The organism is Flavobacterium cerinum (genome assembly GCF_004028155.1).
Lineage (GTDB): Bacteria > Bacteroidota > Bacteroidia > Flavobacteriales > Flavobacteriaceae > Flavobacterium > Flavobacterium cerinum.
In genome coordinates, this window is the sequence record NZ_SBII01000001.1 from 334,965 (window position 1) to 355,000 (window position 20,036).

Consider the following 20,036-nt stretch of genomic DNA (forward strand, 5'->3'; position numbering starts at 1 on the left):
TTTTTGTTTTCAATAGTTTTTTTGTGTGACTAAAAAATAGGGGGTAAAGATACTTTTTAAAAAATAATAGTAAATGTTTTTAGTTAAAAAATAATTAACCAAAAAACATGCCATATCTAGTAACGGTCAGTGTGTTGTATTATTGTAGCTCAATTATACTTTTTGAAGTGTCTTTAAATGTACATCACGTTGCGGAAATGGAATCTCTATAGCTGCTTTTTCAAAAGCGATTTTAGTGTTCTCATAAAAATCAGATACCATAGCACCGTGATTACCGCGTTCAGCCCATATTTGTATAGCTAAAGTAACAGCATTTTCGGCAAGATTTTTCACTTCAATTCCGGGAACGGGCGTTTTTAATATTTTTGGATCACTCTCTATAACATCGTGTAATACCTCCTTTACATGTTTAAGATTACAGGTGTAAGCTACGCTTAAAATGATCTCTGCGCGGCGCAGTGGCTCCTGCGAATAGTTCTTTATAGTGTTGTTAGATAGTGTACCGTTAGGCAGGTAAACCACTTGGTTGTTTGATGTAATAATTCGGGTACTGAATATCTGGATGCTATTAACGGTTCCTGATTGTCCCTGGGCTTCAATAGTATCACCCACACGGAAAGGTTTGAATAGTATAATAAGCAATCCACCCGCAAAGTTAGAAAGCGACCCTTGTAGCGAAAGCCCTATTGCAATACCTGCCGCACCCAAGGCAGCCATGAAGGAGGTAGTTTGCACTCCAAGCTGACCTATAACTGTAATAAAGAGTATTGCCCTGAATATCCAGGTACAAACATCGAGCACAAACTTTAAAAAAGTTGGGTCCATGTTCCTTTTGGCCATTAATCCGGTTATAATTTTTCTAAAAACTTTTATTATAACTATACCAATAATTAATGTTATTGCTGCTCCAATTACGTTTGGGATGTAATTAATTAAAGAGTCAATAAGCGTATCTATAAACTTGTCAAGTTTATTTATTGAAAATAATGAAATCATAGTGATTGTAAATTGTTTAAAGTTTCCTCAGTTGTAGTTAGAGGCAGGCCGCACGCCTTATTTTGGCAAATATAGAACAACAATTCATCCTGTACAAAACGGTTGGCAAGAAACGGAATGCCAGATGCTCTTGTACTACCTGCTATAATAACATGAGGAAGGTAATGGTTGTTTATTTTTTTTATTTCTTCAGACGCATTCGCTCCGCATATTGCGAGTTCTCTGTTTTGAGGCGAAAGGTTCATCCACAAATTCAGCCAGTTTGAAAATGCTGATGGATAATCAAGATTAGGTATGATAAGATGCAGCATTTGTAGTGCTGTTTTTTCATAGTGGCTGTTTTCAAAAAGTATGCTCAGTTTGTACAGCACATTTGCCATGATCGAGTTTGATGCTGGGATAACATTATCTTCGGTTTCAAAATGAGCCGCAATAAGTTGTTCTTCTTTTGCAGAGGTGTAAGCAAAAAAATGCTGCTTCCCGTCATAAAAGTTTTCAAGGCAGTAATCGGTAAGTTGTTTTGCATAAAGCAGCCATTTCTCTTCAAGAGTAGCTTCATACAGGGCAGTAAAAGCATCTGCAGTAAGGGCATAATCTTCTAAAAAGCCTTTGATTTTTACAGTGCCATTTTTGTAAGTACGCCATAAATGCCCATCACTGTGCCATAAATTATCGGTTATAAACTGGGCATTTCGATGTGCTGCCATTAGGTATTCACTATTATTCAGTGCCTTATAAGCATCAACATAGCCTTTGAGCATAATGGCATTCCATGAAGTTAAGGTTTTGTCGTCAAGGCGCGGCTTGGCACGTTTTTCACGTATTTCATACAATAACTCTTCCCATCGTTTTTTCTTCAGATGTAAAGCTGCTGTTGTAATACCGGCATCTGCCGCTAGTTTCTCTATAGTTTCATTTTGGATAAGTACAAAATGTCCGTCTTCCCAATAGCCAAATTCGTTAATATTGAATACGGTTGAGAAAAGTTCAAAATCTTCTTTCAACAGATCTTTCAATTCCTGTTTCTCCCAAACATAAAAGGCACCTTCTTCAAGATGGCCTTTTTCATTAAGGCTGTCGGCATCCAGAGCACTGTAAAAACCACCACTGCTGTCGGTTAGTTCTTTCTGAATAAAACGATGTGTTTTTTCGATAACCTCTTTATATAATGTGTTTTTTGTGCGTTTATAAGCTTCAGCATACAAACTCATTAACTGACCATTGTCATACAGCATTTTTTCAAAATGAGGCACATGCCATTTCATGTCTACAGAGTAGCGGGAGAAACCGCCGTCTAAAGTGTCAAAGAGACCGCCATACGCCATTCTGGTTAAGGTTAAGTCTACAAAGTCAAGAATGTCCTGTCTTTTTTCCTGAAAGCCATAACGCTGTAAAAACAGGTAATTGTTTGGCATCATGAACTTAGGAGCTCGGGCATAACCGCCAAACTCCCAATCAAAACTTTTAGACCATTTTTCTATAATGGGCTCTATACTGGAGGTTGATGCGATTTCGTCGGTAGTGTTTTCTCCTAATAAGACGAGTGACTGTATGCCTGCCAGTAGTTTTTCGGCATAGTCTATTACTTTTTCAGGTTGCGTTGAGTATAATTCCTGTAACTGCTCTAATGTGGCGATCCAGTTGTCTTTCTTAAAATAGGTGCCTCCCCAAACAGGTCGCCCATCGGGGAGAAGTACAGCATTCATAGGCCAGCCGCCCTGTCCGGTCATTAATTGTACAGCTTTCATATAGGTAGCGTCTACATCTGGGCGTTCTTCACGGTCTACCTTTATAGATACAAAATGTTTGTTCATTACTGCAGCCACTTCATCGTCTTCAAAGCTCTCGTGTTCCATAACATGGCACCAGTGGCAGGCAGAATAACCTATGCTTACAATGATAAGTTTGTTTTCTTGTTTTGCCTTAGCAAGTGCCTGTTCATTCCAGGCTTTCCAGTATATTGGGTTATTGGCGTGCTGCAGTAGGTAGGGGCTGGTTTCTAAGTGAAGTTCGTTCATAATGCGTTTCTAAAAGAATGCGAAATTACTAAAACCAAAAGCGTCGGCAAAAGCATTTAGTAAAACAAAAACAGATTGTTTTATCTGTTAATTAGTATTCAGGAAATTTTAATACTTGATTATCTCAATGTAGTTTCGATAACAATACTGCCGGTAAGTATTTTATGAATAGGGCAGGCATTAGCAACAGTTAGCAGTCGTGCGCGTTGTGTTTCGTCTAATTGACCAATAAATTCCAGATTTCGCGTAAATTTTGTTTGTCCGTCTTCTTCAGTAAGTTCGATAGTGATATTTACTTTGTCGAGAACCCAACCTTTGCGATCGGCATACATACGGACGGTGGCACAAGTGCATGCGGCTAATGACGAAGCTAATAGTTCTCTAGGAGAAAAACCTTTGTTCTTTCCGCCTTTTTCAATCGGTTCGTCGGCAAATAGTATATTACCGGTTGGTGTTTTTATCTCAATTCGATAAAGTTCTTTTTCAATGTTAGCGGATATAGATGCCATGATGTTTTTTTAAGTGATCTATAAATTTACATGAAAACAAGGAAAAATTATATTGTCATTATAATAATTCAATTCAAAGGTTGAATTTTCTACATAAAAAAAGCCCGCTCGTTATGAGTGGGCTTTTTTGTGGTACCTCCAGGAATCGAACCAGGGACACATGGATTTTCAGTCCATTGCTCTACCAACTGAGCTAAGGTACCGTTTTGTTTCGGTGCGCAAATATAGAATTAATTTTCAATAATTCGGAATAAAAAACCCACTCTTTTTGAATGGGTTTTTTTGTGGTACCTCCAGGAATCGAACCAGGGACACATGGATTTTCAGTCCATTGCTCTACCAACTGAGCTAAGGTACCGTGTCATTGCGGGTGCAAATATAGAGCCATTTTTATATTATCCAAAACAAAAGATAAAAAAAATCAATTACTATCTTTGCAGCACTAATAAAAGGAAAATGCATCTAGTTGTCGATATAGGTAATACAAAAATTAAAGCTGCTGTTTTTGAGGGAACTGCGTTTTTGGAGAAATTTGTTTTAGATAAAATTGAGGCAAAAAAAAAGATTGAAAAAATTTTCGAAAAATATCCTTCAATAAGTAAAAGTATACTCGCTTCGGTAGGGGAAGACGATTTTGAGCTGTTATCTTTATTAGAAAGACAGAGCAGTTTGGTTACAATAGATCGTGATTCATCATTTCCTTTTCATAATAAGTATGCAACACCGGCTACTTTAGGGATAGACAGGATGGTACTTTCGGCAGGAGCAGTCTTACAATACCCGTCCGTAAACCGTTTGGTTATCGATGCAGGAACATGCGTTACTTACGATTTTGTGGATAGTAATAATAATTATTTAGGAGGTGCCATATCTCCCGGATTGCAATTAAGGTATGATGCAATGCATAATTTTACAGCAAAACTTCCGTTGTTATATCCTGAAATACCGTTACATTACATTGGGAGCTCTACAGAACAGGCCATGCATTCGGGGGTAGTAAACGGGATGCTGCATGAACTGGAAGGGTTTGTAAAACAGTATAGTGAACAGTATCAGGAGTTAACAATAATATTAACAGGTGGAGATGCTGATTTTTTGGCTAAAAGATTAAAAAACACCATATTTGCCAATTCAAATTTCTTATTAGAAAGTTTGAATCTTTTATATTTATATACGATCACAAATGATTAAAAAAATTATTGCAGGCGCTTGCCTGATTTTCTCAACCGTTGGTTTTGCCCAGGAAAATAATGCATCACCCTATTCTTATTATGGTATTGGAGATGTAAAGTTTAAAGGTACTGTAGAAAACAGGTCTATGGGAGGTGTAGGGATCTTACCTGATAGTATCCATATCAATCTGCAAAACCCAGCAACATACAGTTCGCTAAAACTAACGACCTTTACTGTTGCGGGAAGTAATAGTGGTACAAAATTTAAAACATCATCTGCAGATGACAGCGCAAGCAGAACAACCGTAGACTATGTTGCAGTAGCGCTGCCGTTTAATAAAATTGGTTTTGCTTTTGGATTGATGCCTTATACATCTGTAGGGTATAAAATTCAAAATGAAAAAGTAATAAACAATGTTAATTATTACAGGCAATTTGAAGGAAGCGGAGGGGTTAACCGTGTGTTTTTTGGTGGTGCTTATCAAATAACGCCAAAATTCAGCATAGGGGCAGATTTCCAGTATAATTTTGGTAACATCGAAACAAAATCAATTGTGGGTGTGCCGGATTTGGGAGTGCAGTATCCAACACGTGAAATAAATAAATCAGATTATAGCGGTGCATCATTTAATATTGGAGCAACTTACCAAACGAAAGTCAGCGAAAAATTAAATTTATATACCAGTGCAACTTTTACACCTGAAAGCACTCTTAAAAGTACTACAGAAAGACAAATAGCTACAATTACACTTACGACTAAAGGTAATGAAATAGTTATGGATCAGCTTGATAAGGTTTATGCTAATGATGATATAAAAATGCCTTCAAAGTTTAGTGTAGGAAGTGGTGTTGGTGAGGCAAGAAAATGGTTCGCCGGTTTAGAATACACATTTCAGGGCGCTAATACATTAGGTAACCGTTTTGATGCAGTTACTAAAGCAGGTTTTGAATCATCACATAAAATATCGCTTGGAGGGTACTACATACCAAAATACATGTCCTTTACAAGTTATTTGAGCAGGATTACTTACAGAGCCGGACTTAAGTTTGAAAAAACGGGTCTTGTTGTAAATAATCAGGACATTAACGATATGGGGCTTACATTTGGTGTAGGCTTGCCATTAGGAAGTGGTACCACTCGTGGATCTAATCTTAACTTTGGTTTAGAGCTGGGACGCAGAGGTACTACTAAAGCAAACCTTATTCAGGAAAACTATGTGAATTTAATGGTAAGTTTATCCTTAAATGACAAATGGTTTATAAAAAGGAAATACGATTAACTAAAAACTTTTGTAGCTATGAAAACACTATGGGTTCTTTTTATATGCGCACTTGGCTTAACAGTACAGGCGCAGGTGGCTTATAAATGCGAAGATAATTTCAAAGTGTTTGAAGGAAAAGTTGTAGTTAAAGAATACAGCGAAGCTTATGCTTTATTGCCTGAGCTTAGAAAGTCATGCCCTAAAGTGGATAGTAAACTTTATAAATATGGTGAAGCGATACTGAAATATTTAATTGAGGGCGCATTAAGTCCTCAAGAAAGACAGCTTGCTGTAGATGATTTGGTAGCATTGTATGGTGAACAGGAAAAATACTTTCCGGGAACTGGTGCAGATATTAAAAAGACGCAATTGCAGCTGGAAAATAATTTGATTTCTGAAAATGATGCTTACAAAGCTTTTAGTGCATCGTTTGTTAAAAACAGACAGGCTTTTACAGATTTTAATGCATTAGAGACTTATTTCAATTTGTTTTTAAAAGAGTACAAATCAGGTAAAGGAATTACAGATGAGCAGTATATTGAAAAATTTGGTGAGGTAAGCGGCCAGATTGTTTATGCTCAAAATAAATTAGGAGCCGATAAAGAGGCGTTATTGTTAAAGCAGGAAACAGCATTGCTAACCGATGAGGAAAAGCAGTTTCTGGCAGATGCTCAATCGACACATGATTCTTTTGATGCTGTAAATGACAATATCAGCAGTGCAAGCAGGGATTATCTTTCCTGCGATAAAATGGAAGCATACTATAGCGATCGTTATGAGGCAAATAAGGCTAATCTAGCATGGCTCGAAGCAATGGTAAGTGCTTTGTATGGTAAAAAGTGTTATAATTCTCCTGTTATGAATAAAGGGGCTTTAGCTATTAATACTTTAAAGCCAACAAAACAGTCTGCTTATCGCTTAGGGTATCTGGCTTTAAAAAAGAATAATAAAAAAGATGCAGTAAAGTATCTGGAACAGGCAGCATCTCTTGAAATGGTTCCTGAAAAAAGAGGGGATATTTATTATGAAATAGCGTCTGCTTATAATTATTCAGATAAAGCAGAAGCTAAAAAATACGCGCTTAAGGCCGCAGATTTTAATCCGAAATCAGGGAAGCCTTATTTATTGCTTGCAGAAATGTATGGTAATGTAGCAAAAGAGTGTGAAATAAATGATTTTGATCGCAAAGCTCTTGGATGGCTTGCTATAGATGCAGCAAAAAAAGCGGAAAAGGCTGAGCCAAAATATAAAGCTACTGTTGCAAAAATAGTAGAAAGATATACTAAAAAACTACCTACTAAAGCAGAGGCAAAAGCTGCAGGTAAAAAGAAAGGTGATATTATAGCCTATGGCTGTTGGATTAATGAAAAAATTACCGTTCCTAACTTTTAATACATGAGAGTGCATAAAAGTATTGGCATAGTATCACTGGTTTTTATAGCATTGTTGTGCTCATGCGAAAGCAATTTTAAAGATGTGCAGCGCATCAATAGTGTTGCTTTTAGTCCGTCAGGAGAAACCGAAAATCTTAATTTAAAGTATACCGATTCCGGCAGGGTTAAAGCGATTCTTGTAAGTCCCCTTATGCTGGATTATTCCAATTTGGAATATGGTTTTAATGAATTTCCTAAAGGTATCCATCTAACACTATTTGATGAAAAAGGTAAAGAAAGCCATGTAGTTTCTGATTATGCAATTACTTATGCAAAGACCGATATTATCGATTTGCAGGGTAATGTAAAAATCACGTCTAACGACGGAAAAAAGCTGGAAACGGACCAGTTATTTTATGATCAAAAAAACGAATGGTTTTATACCGAAAAAAACTTTAAATTTACAGATGGTGCAGGCGGTTTCATTCAGGGGCCCGGCATAGATTTTAGTAAAGACTTTAAAATCTTTAACATGCAGCGTAATTCGGGTGAAGGTGAGATTAATAATGTTGAATAAATTAATAAAATGGGTTATTTAAAAATTGTATCATATTTATATCTGGTTGTAGCGGTTTTCTTTATTTATGATGGTGTCATGAAAATAAAGACCGAAGAAAGTTATGTTTTAAGCTTTCTGTTTGCCGGTCTTGCTGTTTTTATGTTTTTCTTCAGAATGAGGTTTGCAAAAAAAATGCAGGATAAAAAAAGAGATAACTAATTTATCATGGAAGCAGCGATGATCATAGTTTGTTTGCTTCTTTCTGCTTTTTTTTCAGGAATGGAGATAGCTTATGTATCCTCAAATAAGGTTTATCTCGAAGTAGAAAAAAAGCAATCTACTTTAATTTCAAGAATTCTTACACGCTTAACAGAGAAGCCAACGCAGTTTATTACAGCAATGTTGGTTGGTAATACAATAGTCCTTGTTATCTATTCTTACTACATGGGTAATGTGGTGTTAGAGTGGTTGTATCCGTCAGATTTTGCTTTGCCTGTCTTTTATCAGTTATTGCTTCAAATTGTTGTTTCCTCATTTGTGCTGTTGCTCACAGCAGAGTTTCTCCCCAAAATATTTTTTCAGGTCTATGCAAATACACTTATCAAGTTTTTTGCACTGCCGGCTTATGCCTTTTACTGCCTGTTTAACCGGGTGTCAAAAATTGTTATCTTAATATCAGATTTTATACTGGTTAAAGTGTTGCGCACCAAAGGCGATAGTCATCGTGCTTTTTTTAGCAGAGGTGAATTAGGGAATTATATAACAGAACAGTTGAATGGTGCTGATGAACAGGAAGAAGTGGATTCTGAAATACAGATATTTCAAAATGCATTAGGTTTTTCCGACTTAAAAGCACGGGATATCATGACGCCACGTACAGAAATCAGTGCTGTCGATATCAATGATCCAGTGGCTGAACTAAGGCAGCTGTTTATCGAAACAGGGTACTCAAAAGTGATTGTTTATCAGGAAAGTGTAGATAATATCATTGGTTATATCCATTCATTTGAATTGTTTAAAAAACCTGCTACAGTTCGCTCGGTAATGATTCCGATAGAGTATGTGCCCGAAACAATTTACATTAAAGAACTTTTAAACATACTTACCCGTAAGCGTAAAAGTATGGCGGTTATACTTGATGAGTATGGCGGTACATCAGGTATTATAACAGTTGAAGATATCATCGAAGAGCTTTTTGGTGAAATTGAAGATGAGCATGACCAGGAAGAAGAAATGATAGAACAGCAGCTTGAAGGAGGCGCTTATTTGTTTTCTGCAAGATTGGATGTAGAGTATATAAATGAAAAATATAATTTGTGCATTCCGGAGAGTGATTCATATGCTACTTTAGGAGGATTTATAGTGCATAATGCGAAAGAAATACCCAAAACAGGCGAAAAACTGACTTTTGTGAACTTTGAAATTTACATTGAGCAGGCTTCAAATAAAAAGATAGAGCTAGTAAAGATTGAGCCTTTGCAGAATAAATAAAAAAAAATGCATCTTCTTTCGAAAATATATCTCCACTGCTTTTATTATTAAATAGATAATTGTATTTTCGCCCACTGATATAAAATTTTAACAAACATAAACATGGCGGTTTTATCAAAAATTAGGCAGCGTTCGCTACTTCTGATACTAGTTATCGGCTTTTGCTTATTGGCTTTTATAGTAGGAGATATTATAAATAGCGGTGGTTTTGGGGTTACCCGAAACATAGGAAGCGTAAACGGTAAAGATATTCCAGTACAGGAATTTTTACAAAAAGTGAATGAAGTTCAGGCAAGGCAGCAGGGAATCAGTCCTTCTCAGGCAGCAAATGCAGTATGGGGTCAGGAAGTTGAAAACATACTTTTTGAAGAAAGATATGATAAAGCTGGCCTAAGAGTTGGTAGAGATCACATCTTCAATGTATATGCTCAGGATCCTCAAGTTGCTCAAAATCCTCAATTCTTAAATGCATTGGGTAAATTTGATAAGGCTAAATTCAATGAGTTCCTTGTTAACATGAAAACAACCAATCCTGCACAATGGCAGATGATTGAAAAAAATAAAGGTTTAGTTGAAGATGCAGCTAAAAAACAGTTGTATGTAACTATGCTTAAAGCAGCATTTTTCGCTACTGATGCTGATGGAAAAGCTAAATACCAAATGGATGCTGACAAAGCTGCATTTGATTATGTATTTGTTCCTTACAGTACTATCAATGATGACCAGGTTAAGGTTTCTGATGAAGAGATCACTGCTTACATGAAGAAAAACGAAAAGAAGTACAAGTCTGAAGCATCACGTGATTTAGAATTTGTATTGATCGAAAATAAGCCGTCTACTGCTGATGAGGCTGAAATGAAAAATGAGATCAATTCATTACTTTCAGCTAAAGTTGAGTTTAATGAAGCTACTAAAACCAATGATACTGTTCCTGGTTTTGCAAACGTTACTAACGTTGAGGAGTATGTAAACAAACATTCAGATGTTAAGTATGATACTACTTATGTAACTAAAAAAGATCTTCCTTTAGAATATGCTGAGCAAATCTACAACCTTGGAAAAGGTCAGGTTTTTGGGCCATACATTCAGGATGGTTACTACAAGCTTACTAAAATGATGAACAAAAAAGGAAATGCTTCTGCAAAAGCAAGTCACATACTAATTGCTTACAAAGGTGGTAAAGCACCAAACCCTGCAATTACAAGGACTAAAGAAGAAGCTAAAGCTAAAGCTGATGACCTTTTAAAACAAGTTAATGCAAATCCATCTGCTTTTGCAGAACTTGCAAGAACAAATACAGATGATCCGGGATCTGCACAAACAGGTGGAGAGTACGATAATATCGCTCCTGGACAAATGGTTAAGCCATTTAACGATTTCGTTTTCAATAATCCTATAGGAACTACAGGTGTTGTAGAAACAGAATTTGGTTACCACGTAATTAAAGTTACTGGTAAAAACGAAGCGGTACAACTTGCTACAATTGCTCAAAAAATTGAGCCGTCTGAAGGTACTACTGATGAAGTTTTCACTAAAGCATCTAAAATGGAAATGGACGCTGAAACCAAACCATTTGCTGATCTTGCAAAAGGTTTAGGTCTTACAGTTACGCCAGCTAACAAAATAATGATGAATGACGAGAACATTCAGGGAATTGGAAGTCAAAGAGGTATAGTAAAATGGGCTTATGGTAAAGACACTAAAATAGGTGATGTTAAGAAATTTGATATTCCTCAGGGTCATGCTATCGTTAGACTTAAGTCAATCAATGAAAAAGGTCTTCTACCAATGGAAGAAGCTAAAATAACAGTATTGCCAATCGTTCGTAACCAGAAGAAAGCTGAGTTGATCAGAAAGAAAATGGAAGGAACAACACTTGAAGCTGTAGCTCAAAAAACAGGATCTACTGTTGCATCTGCTACAGATGTATCATTAGCTAACCCAACGGTTCCTAATGTAGGTTCTGAACCTAAAGTTGTAGGGAGAGCATTTGGTCTTGCTGCTGGAAAAACTTCAGGACTTATTGATGGTCAAATGGGGGTTTTCATGGTAAGAGGAAAAGGTGTTACTAAAGCTCCTGCATTACCTAATTATACTGCTTATACTACAAGATTAAGTGGTGAAGCTAAACAACAGGTACAAGGAAGACTTTCTCAGGCATTAAAAGAGAAAGCTGATATTCAAGACAACAGAGCTGAATTCAACTAGTCTGAATAAAGCATATAGTAATATAAAAATCCCGCAATTGCGGGATTTTTTTTTGGACTGAAATGAACAGATTTTAAACTTTTCAAAGCAATTTCAATTTGTTCAAATTGATGTAAAATTCAAGGTTGCTTAACTGGTCGTTTTTCATTTGTTTATACTTATGTCATAAGTTATTCCTTTCAATATTAATCATTTAACGAAATTAAGTGTCATTGACCGATCAAAATTAGTTTTATCATTCTTCTGTAATTTTTTTTTTTGATTTTTATGATTGTTATATAAATCCACAGTTACAAATTTTAATTGGCTACATAACTAAACTAAGTCCATTGTAGCATGGACGCTTAAATCAACATGAAAAAAATCTTCTTAATTTTTGCAGGAATGTTTGTTTTGGCGACAGGACTGGTCTCCTGCAGCAGTGAGGATGCTGTGACTAAAGATAATACTGAAGCATTTAAATTTGCCAAAACTCCTGAGATGGTCAATTTCGAAACTGCTTTAAGAACTTATATGAGAAGTAAACAGCAGGGAGGTACAACTACTGCTAAATCTAAAACTGATAATGAACTTGCTGTAAAGGAGAAGGCAATAGTGCTTTTGACCTCGTTGGGTAAACAGCAATTGGCAGGAGAGAAGGATATGGAAACAGAGCAGCTTCTATTGGTGGCAATGAAAGAATATTCTAAAAAGCTGACTGGAATGTATCACCAAAGTAACATTAATCAAAAATAAGCTATCGTCATGAAAAAATTACTTTTAATACTATTCGCTTTATTTGGGATTTATGGATATTCTCAAAAAACACTTGAAATTTATAATTTCACAGCCTACACGGTTGTAATTGTCGATATGTCAACAAATGCATCAGGATCGTATCCTGAGTTTAGGCCTAATTTGAGCTCCATTGGCTTTATTACTCTTGCACCCGGAGCAAACTATACGCTTACTAACCCAGCGTCGTTAACCCGTTTTCCTTTTGAGTCACCAACCAGTGTTCCTTATATTGTAAACTGGATAAGAATGACTTCGGCAACAGCGAGTACAGGATTGACAAGTCCGGTAGCCTGGGTTTTGGGTAATCCTCAGGTTTTTAACTGGGTGGCATTCCGTGTACTGGATCCCCTTGGTGGTTCGGCGGGAACTGTTGGTGTTGCAACTCCTTTTATAGCTTCAACCAATTGGGTTGCTATATATGACCAATTTACAAGTGGTACAGTTACCACATATACTGTAGTCATTAACTAAAAAGCGTTAAAAGCCTCTTGTAATTTTATCCAGGAGGCTTTTATATTATAAAGAATGAAAGACAATGTGAAAATAATAAGTAGCGATGAAAAAAATATATTTAATATGCATGATTTTCGTTGGAGTATTTGCATATGCTCAAAAAACTTTTGAGTTTTATAATACTACAGGCCAATCAGTTATTATAACTAATTTGGTTGCCGACTCTGCAAATAACTTTCCGGAAATTCACAGTTTACCTTTTGGACCTATTACCGTTGCGCCATTTTCCTCATATACACTTCAAAACACTGCGCGCCTTTATACATTTCCATTCGATTCACCGGCCAGTTCTCCTTATATAAATATATGGCAGATGGTGACTTCATCATCAAGTTGGAATATTACGACTCTAGATGCATGGTTAACGGGACATCATTTTGATTTTTCACGAATGACCTTTAGTATTGGAGGGAATAGTTATACCATTAATACAACCAATACAATGTCTTCCCCAGTAATTGGGCCTGGATTTACTGCCGAATATGATGAGTATACGGCTCCGGCGCCGTCTAATGTTGTTATTTATACAGTAGTTATTTACTAAACAATTGTAAAAGCTTATATAATCAGATCTAAAATTATTCTTTACAAATTATCCTGTTCAGTTTACAGGTGTATTCACAGAAAACATTTGAAGTTTATGATTTGGATATTGTCACAAATGTATCCGGTGTTTATCCTGAAATTTTTATATGTAATAAATCAATCAATTGGCTACATAATTAATTAAGTCCATTGTAGCGTGGGCGCACTAAATCAACATGAAGAAATCTTACTTATTTTTTAAAGGACTGCTTCTTGTAGTCTTAATGACTTCCTGTAGTAGCGAGGAAGCATTAATTAAAGAAAATACAACTGCTTTTGAAATTTCTAAAACTCCCGAAATGCAGGGCTTTGAGTCAGCACTAAAAACCTATTTGAGAGGTAAAAAAGAAAATGCAGGAAATAAATCTAATTTAAAGGAAGAAGATACAAAGATTATGAAGGAAAAAACCATACTTCTTTTAAATTCAATTGGTAAATCGGAGTTAGCCACTCAGGAAACAATGGAAACTGATCAGCTTATGTTACTGGCATTAAGGGAGTATTCTAAGAAACTAACCGAAATGCGCAAGCAATAAAATAGTAACTGCAAGTAACCAAAATGATGAAAAAATTATTTTGTTTGAATGGTTACTCGCAAAAAAACATTGGAGGTTTATAATTACGGGAGTTGCTTCTACAGGAACTATTAGTACCGAAGTTCCTAATGTAAGCGGTCCTGTCTGGGATGCTGCATATGATATGTTTGTAAACCCTAATAATCCCAACATTATCAATTATAATATCGCATTTTTTAAAATATAAATCAAACTATTTTCGATTATGAAAAAAATACTTTTAATAGCAATTGTTTTATTTGGCCTTCAGGTTTTTGGTCAGAAAAAGCTTGAAATTTATAATTTGAATTCAAGTTTAACTTTTCAAATATATAATATTTTTACAAATGCATCAGGCTCCAATCCTGAGTTTCAAAGTAAGATCACAGTAATAACTATTGATCCCGTAGATTCTTATATACTTGAAAACACATCTAATATATATCGCTTTCCTTTTCTGTCTCCATCAACCACCCCTGTTATTAGCTGGATGAGAGATGGTGTTCCTCTATCAAATGCAGCTGCATGGGTATTGGGTAATGCTCAGGTTTTTGACAAGATGATTTTTGGAACATCTGGCAGTTATAATGTTATTGGCCCAGCGTCTCCAAGCGCGGGTGGCAGTTCTAGTGGTATTGCTTGGACAGCAGATTACGAAACGATTGTTAACCCATCAAATCCAAATGATATAACCTATTTAGTAGTAATTCAATAGTTACTTTCTGAAGAAAAGTGTATCTGAAAATATAGAAGCCTCCTTATTAATTTATTGAGGAGGTTTTTATCTCATAAAGAATATATGACAAATTAAAAATAATAAGCAGCTATGCAAAAGTGCTTTATAGCATTTATAACCCATTATGAACGATAAAAATACTAAGTATTATGAAAAGATTTTTCCTTATAATCGTTTTGTTCAGTTTACAGGTGTATTCACAAAAAAAACTTGAAATTTATAATCTTACAAACCAAACGGTTACTATTACCGATATTTTTACAAATGCCTCAGGAACTTACCCTGAATTTCATTGCAAAGGTACAATGATCGCCGTTCCAGCATCGGGGTCTTACATACTGGAAAACACCTCAAGCTTAACTCGTTTCCCCTTCGATTCACCAGCAACCTCTCCTTATATAGCTTCATGGCAGCGGCAAACTTCAGCTACTATGGAAGTTTTTGTACCGAGTACTGTTGCCTGGACACTGGGTAGTCCGCAGTCCTTTTACAGGATGACATTTAATGTAGGTAATTTTGGTTATTCTATTAGTGCGGCAAATTCGCCTTTTGCAGGGCCTGGCTTTACAGCAGAATATAGTATGTTTACAAATGGAACTGTTGTAATATATACTGTAGTTATCTACTAAAAAAATAAAAAGCCTCTGAATAAATCAGAGGCTTTTTTAAAAATCGCCTTCAGAAAAATCGATTCCTCTGTCAAGGATCATTTCTTTATAAGGAATAATAATTTCAAATCCTTTTGCTTTAAAGTAAGCTTCAGGATTTTCATTGGCAGTTGCCAGTATAAAATCCCCTCCCCAGGCTCCAAGACTTTTAATAGTTCCGGGATAATCAGGGAATGCTAATACTTTAAGTGCGGGTAATCCTAAAATTTCCGACATTATATTTTCATGCTCCTGTAATAAATGACTGAATTCAGCCAGTGATTTGGAATGAAGTATCTGCTGTGTTAGCTCATCTATTTTTGCGCGTACAGGCGGAACGCTGTTCCTTCTTCTTCTATAGCTCTCAATGGCCTGTTTGCTGCTCTGCTTGCGGTTTAGGTAAACAAAGTAGAGGTTGTCTGCAAATGGTGGATTAAATGCTGCTACCGGCTCTACAATGGGCTGGCCGTTATCGAGATGGTAAAGTATGGGTGTGTCGTTTTGAGCACAGGCAATATCATAACCGCTACCGCCAAAGCTTTTGGCTAAAAGGTCGAAAGCATCGATACCAAACCATTGGGCGATATTATTGATTAGGGTAGAAGAGGTACCTAGTCCCCATAGTCTCGGGAATGTTAATTTGGTAGTAACCGAAAGTCCTTTTATATCGTTTAAAGGTTCAGGGTTTGCTAACCATGCCTCGTGTAATATTTTTACAAGCGTATTGACCTCTGAATTCTGGTCATCCTGTTTGTTTTCAAAAACGGTGGATAATTGAATTTCCTGATCCAGCCATATACTCCCGTCAGCATCAAAACTCTGCCAGTGGATAGTGTTCTTTGTTGTATGGGCAACATCAAGATATTGGCCATATCGGGTAGGCAGGGCCAATGCTTTTGCACCGTCCAAAACAATATATTCGCCTGTTAATAAAAGTTTTCCGTTACTAAAAAAAGTCTTCTTCAATGCGGTCGATATTAATTTGACGTAGATCTCTTAAATAATCTGCCACGGCCGAATGGCTCACGGGATTTTTTTCAAAATGTTTTACGGCCTGCTTCTTTTCATGGTCGCCTGCCTGCAGTTGGTTCAGGATATTCATAAGGTGCATTTTCATGTGACCCTGCTGTATACCTGTAGTGGTCAAAGAGCGCAGCGCTGCAAAATTTTGTGCCAGTCCTGCTACGGCTACGATCTGCATTAGTTCTTGTGCTGACGGTTTGCCTAACATCTCTAATGATAATTTTACCAAAGGATGCAGCGTGGTAAGTCCGCCCACAGTACCTAATGCTAATGGAATTTCCATCCAGAAAGTAAATATACCATTTTCTACTTTAGCATGCGACAGGCTGCTGTAATGTCCGTCTTTTGATGCATAAGCATGAACGCCGGCTTCAACGGCTCTAAAGTCATTTCCGGTGGCAACTACTACAGCATCAACGCCATTCATAATACCTTTGTTGTGTGTTACAGCGCGAAAAGGTTCAATTTCGGCAATTTTTACCGCCGTCATAAACTTTTCGGCAAATGCCATCGGGCTTATATTGGTATCCTCGTGGAGTTCTTGTACAGGGCATGACACTTCGGCTCTCACAGTACAGTTAGGTACATAATTTGAGAGTATGCTCATAATAACCTGAATGTCTTTTTCTTCTTCGGCGAATGCCTCATAAGCTAAAGCTTCGGTCTTTAATATTTTTGAAAACTGCTCAAGGCAGGAGTTTATAAAATTGGCACCCATGCTGTCCTTTGTCTCAAAAGTAGTGTGCAGCTGGTAGTAATTAGAAAGTGAGTCGGTTTTATCTCTTAATTCAATATCAAGAATACCTCCCCCACGCTTCTGCATGTTTTTGGTAAGGTCATCTGTCCCTTCAAAGAATTTTGATTTTACGTTACTAAAAAAGGTATTTAACTTTTCGGTAGATCCATTAAAAATAAAGTGAACCTGACCTATTTTTTCGGTATTGATCACTGTAGCCTTAAATCCACCGCGTTTTGCCCAAAATTTTGCTGCTTTAGATGCTGCTGCCACAACCGAACTTTCTTCGGTCGCCATCGGGATAGTGTATTTTTTGTCGTTAATGATAAAATTTGGAGCTACACCAAGTGGTAGGTAGAAGTTAGTTATGGTGTTTTCTATAAATTCGTCGTGCAGTTTTTGAAGGTCCTGGTCTGCATTCCAGTATTTTTTTATTAAAGCGGTGGCTTCTTCCGGATTTGAAAAGTACTCCTTAGCGATCCATTCAATCTTTTGTTCTTTAGTCAGTTTGGAAAATCCGGTAATTGCTTTGCTCATTTTCAATAACTTAAAATAATAATTCCCTGCAAAGATAAGCTTTCACAGATGCATTTGCTAAAATTATCCGCCGTCAAATTTGGCTATACTTCATTTAACAAAAAAAAGGAGAGATTATTCATAAAAATTTACTAAAATTGGAAGTTTTTTACCATCTGCAAAATGAAATATATCAAACGGTCACTTTTATTCTTTTTACTGGCTGCTATGCCTGTTGTCGCACAGCAAAAAATAACCCTTGAACAAATATGGGGAGGTGCTTTCCGGACCCAGGGTATGGACGATCTACAGGCAATGAAAAATACCAACGAGTATACGGTATTGAATGCTAACAGAAATGCGCGGACGATGTCAATCGATTTATATGACTTTGCAACACTTAATAAAGTAGGGAATCTGATCGATTCAAAAAGTTTTCCACAACTTAAAGACGGAATCGATAGTTACACGTTTAGCCCCGACGAAAAAAAGATATTAATTGCTACCCAATCAGAACAGATATTCAGGCATTCTTTTGTTGCCGATTTCTATATCTACGATACCGCAGCCAAAACACTTACCAAATTGGCTGATGTAAAAGTGCAGGAACCTACTTTTTCTGCCGACGGTACTAAAGTTGTCTACTCTAATTCAAACAATCTTTACTTATATGACCTTGCGTCTAAAACTGCAAAGCAAATTACTACAGACGGAAAGAAGAATTCCATTATTAACGGTATTACGGACTGGGTGTATGAAGAAGAATTTGCATTTGTAAGAGCATACGACTGGAACAGTGCAGGCGATAAAATTGCTTTCATCCGTTTTGATGAAACTGAAGTTCCTGAATTTTCAATGGACATGTTCAACACAGGATTATACCCTTCACAATATGTGTTCAAATATCCTAAGGCCGGCGAAAAGAATGCATTGGTATCGCTTCACATTTATGATGTAAAGACCAATACGACTAAAGAAATTAAACTGGGTAATTACAACGATTACTACATTCCACGTATAAAATGGACTAACGAAGCCCAAACGCTGAGTGTTCAGGTGATAAACAGACACCAAAATAATCTTGATCTTATTTTTGTTGATGCTAACAGTGGTACTCCAAAAATTGTACTTAATGAAAAAGATAAAGCATACGTTGATATTACCGATAACCTAACTTTTCTTGCTGATAACAGCTTTATATGGACAAGTGAAAAAGACGGTTACAATCATATATACCACTATGCAAAAACAGGTAAACTTATCAATCAGGTTACAAGAGGCAACTGGGAAGTAACAGCTTACTATGGTTTTGACAATAAAACCGGGAATGTATTTTACCAGTCTACAGAGATCAGCTCTATCAATCGTGATGTTTACAGAGTAAGTCTTAACGGTAAAAATAAAGTTAGGCTAACGCCAAATGCCGGAACAAATGCGGCAACCTTCAGCCCTAAATTCGATTATTTTATCAATACTTTTTCAAGTGCTAAAGAACCTACTAACTATACTTTGCTAAATGCTAAAGATGGTAAGCAGGTAAAAGCGATCGTAAACAACGACGCGTTGAAATCTAAATTAATGGATTTTAGTCTTCCTGAAAAAGAATTTATGGTTATTACAACCGAGAAAGGCCATCAGCTAAATGCATGGATGATAAAACCAAAAGATTTTGATGCAACTAAAAAATACCCTGTGTTCATGTACCAATACAGTGGTCCCGGATCGCAGCAGGTAAACAATGAGTGGAACAGTGCAGACGATTACTGGTTCATGATGCTGGCGCAGCAAGGTTATATTATAGCTTGTGTAGACGGGCGTGGTACAGGTTTTAGAGGTGCTGAATTTAAAAAAGTAACTTATAAAGAGTTAGGTAAATATGAAGTGGAAGACCAAATAGATGCTGCAAAAGTATTTGGGAAGTATGCTTATGTAGATGCTTCAAGAATAGGCATCTTTGGATGGAGTTATGGTGGTTTCATGTCATCTAACTGTATTCTTAAAGGAAATGATGTGTTCAAAATGGCTATTGCAGTTGCTCCGGTAACCAACTGGCGCTTTTATGATTCGGTATATACTGAAAGATACATGCAGACTCCTCAGGAAAATGCATCGGGTTATGACGATAACTCACCAATAAATCATGTTAGCAAGCTTAACGGTTCTTATTTACTGATCCACGGATCAGCAGATGATAACGTACACGTACAAAATACGATGCTAATGATCGAAGCATTAGTACAGGCTAACAAACAATTTGACTGGGCAATTTATCCTGATAAAAACCACGGTATTTACGGTGGTAAAACAAGATTACAGTTGTATACAAAGATGACTAACTTTATAAAAGAAAAACTATAAACA

General features: G+C 36.5%; 20 protein-coding genes and 2 tRNA genes. 15 read left to right on the forward strand and 7 right to left on the reverse strand.

The window, feature by feature from the left end:
* Positions 1-153: 153 nt before the first annotated feature.
* From EPI11_RS01520 to EPI11_RS01540, 5 genes are all read right to left on the reverse strand, one after another.
* On the reverse strand, positions 154-996 hold the full coding sequence (locus tag EPI11_RS01520; protein WP_128388188.1) for a mechanosensitive ion channel family protein: 843 nt from the start codon (positions 994-996) through the stop codon (positions 154-156).
* The gene (locus tag EPI11_RS01525; RefSeq protein ID WP_128388189.1) at positions 993-3,014 is read right to left on the reverse strand and encodes a thioredoxin domain-containing protein; all 2,022 of its coding nucleotides are present in this window, start codon (positions 3,012-3,014) and stop codon (positions 993-995) included. The genes EPI11_RS01520 and EPI11_RS01525 overlap by 4 nt, the downstream gene beginning before the upstream one ends.
* 119 nt (positions 3,015-3,133) lie before the next feature.
* Complete coding sequence (locus EPI11_RS01530; RefSeq protein ID WP_128388190.1) at positions 3,134-3,523, reverse strand: OsmC family protein; 390 nt, start codon at positions 3,521-3,523, stop codon at positions 3,134-3,136.
* A 130-nt stretch (positions 3,524-3,653) separates the two neighbouring features.
* Positions 3,654-3,726 (reverse strand) — tRNA-Phe (locus EPI11_RS01535).
* Between the two features lie 82 nt (positions 3,727-3,808).
* Positions 3,809-3,881: transfer RNA gene (locus EPI11_RS01540), tRNA-Phe, on the reverse strand.
* Between the two features lie 98 nt (positions 3,882-3,979).
* On the opposite strand from EPI11_RS01540, the gene EPI11_RS01545 reads away from it, so the two are divergent.
* From EPI11_RS01545 to EPI11_RS01610, 14 genes are all read left to right on the forward strand, one after another.
* Positions 3,980-4,714 (forward strand): type III pantothenate kinase, encoded by a 735-nt coding sequence (locus EPI11_RS01545; protein ID WP_128388191.1) that lies wholly within the window; start codon positions 3,980-3,982, stop codon positions 4,712-4,714.
* Positions 4,707-5,975 carry a hypothetical protein gene (locus tag EPI11_RS01550; RefSeq protein ID WP_128388192.1) on the forward strand — a complete coding sequence of 423 codons (1,269 nt, stop codon included), beginning with the start codon at positions 4,707-4,709 and terminating at the stop codon, positions 5,973-5,975. Before EPI11_RS01545 ends, EPI11_RS01550 begins: the two co-directional genes overlap by 8 nt.
* An 18-nt stretch (positions 5,976-5,993) precedes the next feature.
* Positions 5,994-7,349 (forward strand): tetratricopeptide repeat protein, encoded by a 1,356-nt coding sequence (locus EPI11_RS01555; protein WP_128388193.1) that lies wholly within the window; start codon positions 5,994-5,996, stop codon positions 7,347-7,349.
* Between the two features lie 3 nt (positions 7,350-7,352).
* Positions 7,353-7,907 carry an LPS export ABC transporter periplasmic protein LptC gene (gene lptC / locus EPI11_RS01560; RefSeq protein ID WP_128388194.1) on the forward strand — a complete coding sequence of 185 codons (555 nt, stop codon included), beginning with the start codon at positions 7,353-7,355 and terminating at the stop codon, positions 7,905-7,907.
* A 9-nt stretch (positions 7,908-7,916) separates the two neighbouring features.
* Entirely contained in the window at positions 7,917-8,108 is a 192-nt protein-coding gene (locus tag EPI11_RS01565) for a hypothetical protein (protein WP_128388195.1), read from the forward strand.
* Positions 8,109-8,114: 6 nt separating this feature from the next.
* Positions 8,115-9,380 (forward strand): hemolysin family protein, encoded by a 1,266-nt coding sequence (locus EPI11_RS01570; protein WP_128388196.1) that lies wholly within the window; start codon positions 8,115-8,117, stop codon positions 9,378-9,380.
* 102 nt (positions 9,381-9,482) lie between these two features.
* Positions 9,483-11,588: a peptidylprolyl isomerase gene (locus tag EPI11_RS01575; RefSeq protein ID WP_128388197.1), complete on the forward strand. Its 2,106-nt coding sequence runs from the start codon at positions 9,483-9,485 to the stop codon at positions 11,586-11,588.
* Positions 11,589-11,942: 354 nt separating this feature from the next.
* Entirely contained in the window at positions 11,943-12,323 is a 381-nt protein-coding gene (locus EPI11_RS01580) for a hypothetical protein (protein WP_128388198.1), read from the forward strand.
* 9 nt (positions 12,324-12,332) lie between these two features.
* A complete protein-coding gene (locus EPI11_RS01585; protein WP_128388199.1) occupies positions 12,333-12,836 on the forward strand; it encodes a hypothetical protein in 504 nt (167 codons plus the stop codon).
* Positions 12,837-12,921: 85 nt separating this feature from the next.
* Entirely contained in the window at positions 12,922-13,422 is a 501-nt protein-coding gene (locus tag EPI11_RS01590; RefSeq protein ID WP_128388200.1) for a hypothetical protein, read from the forward strand.
* Positions 13,423-13,639: 217 nt separating this feature from the next.
* Positions 13,640-13,999: a hypothetical protein gene (locus tag EPI11_RS01595; RefSeq protein WP_128388201.1), complete on the forward strand. Its 360-nt coding sequence runs from the start codon at positions 13,640-13,642 to the stop codon at positions 13,997-13,999.
* A 40-nt stretch (positions 14,000-14,039) separates the two neighbouring features.
* A complete protein-coding gene (locus tag EPI11_RS01600) occupies positions 14,040-14,225 on the forward strand; it encodes a hypothetical protein (RefSeq protein WP_128388202.1) in 186 nt (61 codons plus the stop codon).
* Positions 14,226-14,243: 18 nt separating this feature from the next.
* Positions 14,244-14,732 carry a hypothetical protein gene (locus tag EPI11_RS01605; protein WP_128388203.1) on the forward strand — a complete coding sequence of 163 codons (489 nt, stop codon included), beginning with the start codon at positions 14,244-14,246 and terminating at the stop codon, positions 14,730-14,732.
* Positions 14,733-14,902: 170 nt separating this feature from the next.
* Entirely contained in the window at positions 14,903-15,382 is a 480-nt protein-coding gene (locus EPI11_RS01610) for a hypothetical protein (RefSeq protein ID WP_128388204.1), read from the forward strand.
* Between the two features lie 36 nt (positions 15,383-15,418).
* On the opposite strand, the gene EPI11_RS01615 is transcribed toward EPI11_RS01610, so the two are convergent.
* Both EPI11_RS01615 and EPI11_RS01620 read right to left on the reverse strand, forming a co-directional pair.
* Positions 15,419-16,366 (reverse strand): GYDIA family GHMP kinase, encoded by a 948-nt coding sequence (locus EPI11_RS01615; RefSeq protein ID WP_128388205.1) that lies wholly within the window; start codon positions 16,364-16,366, stop codon positions 15,419-15,421.
* Positions 16,347-17,696 (reverse strand): hydroxymethylglutaryl-CoA reductase, degradative, encoded by a 1,350-nt coding sequence (locus EPI11_RS01620; protein WP_128388206.1) that lies wholly within the window; start codon positions 17,694-17,696, stop codon positions 16,347-16,349. The genes EPI11_RS01615 and EPI11_RS01620 overlap by 20 nt, the downstream gene beginning before the upstream one ends.
* Positions 17,697-17,858: 162 nt before the next feature.
* Between EPI11_RS01620 and EPI11_RS01625 the strand changes: the two genes are divergently transcribed.
* Complete coding sequence (locus EPI11_RS01625) at positions 17,859-20,033, forward strand: S9 family peptidase (RefSeq protein ID WP_128388207.1); 2,175 nt, start codon at positions 17,859-17,861, stop codon at positions 20,031-20,033.
* Positions 20,034-20,036 lie beyond the last annotated feature (3 nt).